We start from the raw sequence: 1,082 nt of genomic DNA on the forward strand, positions 1-1,082 counted from the left end.
TGGTTGAATATCGAAATCAGGCCTTACAAGCCGCTTAACTTAAAGTATCCAACTTTATGGGGTCACTTCACTTTTCCGGCCTTATATTTAGAGAATTTTAAATTGAAAAGTGTCTTGGTCAAATTTTCCAAATTCACTTATGCTATTTAGCACAGAGACAAGCTGTGCAAATTCTTTAGGATACTTTTCCTTGAAAATACTACTATTATACCACAATATAATGACTGGTTTATCTTCTGCATCAATAGGCACCATAAAGTCATATAACGCATCAGGATTATTTCCAAAGTACGGGCCAAAATCAAATTCCTCAGAAAAAAGTTGATACACTTCAATAGGTGTTTTTTGTTTATTCCCATCTAGTGTTATTTCTTTCATTACTTATTAACCTCCTTTACAACAGTTCCAAATGCCTAATGCCTCGGCAGTATCGTAATGATTTGAAGTTACGTAAGTTAACCCGTCATTAGAATACAAAAGTCTGGTACCTGGTTGCTTCGCTCTAGACATGCTATTATTCAGTCCGATATCAGCTTCATACCATACCCTTCCAGGGGCATCAGGTAAGATCTTCGTGCTATTAGCAAAAATATCCCCTCCTATTTGACCTCCCGGAACATAATTTCCTAACGCTTTTCCTCTAGACCACCCAGCAGCCTCTGCCTGTGCTTTTGTTACATAGTTATCTGGTAATTTTCCTGTCGCTTTTAAACTATTTACAACATCATTAGCACTTTCTGCGGTGCTGTAATATTGTTTAAGCAGAGCTCCTTGTGCTGAGCTTGTAGAGTGACTATTTCCTGATAATGAAGCATTTACAACTTGCAACCCAAACGGATCAACCCACCCCGTCGGGCAATGCACATACCCATAGGGATTCAGCCCACCCAATAGCCCTATGTGGTCTGGGGAAAGATACTGCCCTGTCTCCTTATCATAATAACGAAAGCAATTATAAAGCCACTTTCTTCATCTTCATATTGCCCCGCAAAACGAAAAGGACATTCGGTGTAATTAGGGTCATTCTCCGCCTTACCCTCTCGGTAACGCCAAAACTGCATTTGGCCCCACGTATTCAGCCG

2 protein-coding genes and 1 pseudogene are annotated in these 1,082 nt (G+C 40.1%); all 3 read right to left on the reverse strand.

The features are described from left to right. Positions 1 to 87: 87 nt before the first annotated feature. Positions 88 to 378 (reverse strand): barstar family protein, encoded by a 291-nt coding sequence (locus HMPREF0693_RS18170; RefSeq protein ID WP_004905064.1) that lies wholly within the window; start codon positions 376 to 378, stop codon positions 88 to 90. 6 nt (positions 379 to 384) lie between these two features. Beyond that, complete coding sequence (locus HMPREF0693_RS18175; protein WP_080975391.1) at positions 385 to 864, reverse strand: ribonuclease domain-containing protein; 480 nt, start codon at positions 862 to 864, stop codon at positions 385 to 387. 32 nt (positions 865 to 896) lie between these two features. Next, positions 897 to 1,082 (reverse strand): annotated as a pseudogene (locus HMPREF0693_RS19315) (hypothetical protein); the annotation flags it as partial.

This window comes from Proteus mirabilis ATCC 29906, assembly GCF_000160755.1.
In the GTDB taxonomy this organism is placed as follows: domain Bacteria; phylum Pseudomonadota; class Gammaproteobacteria; order Enterobacterales; family Enterobacteriaceae; genus Proteus; species Proteus mirabilis.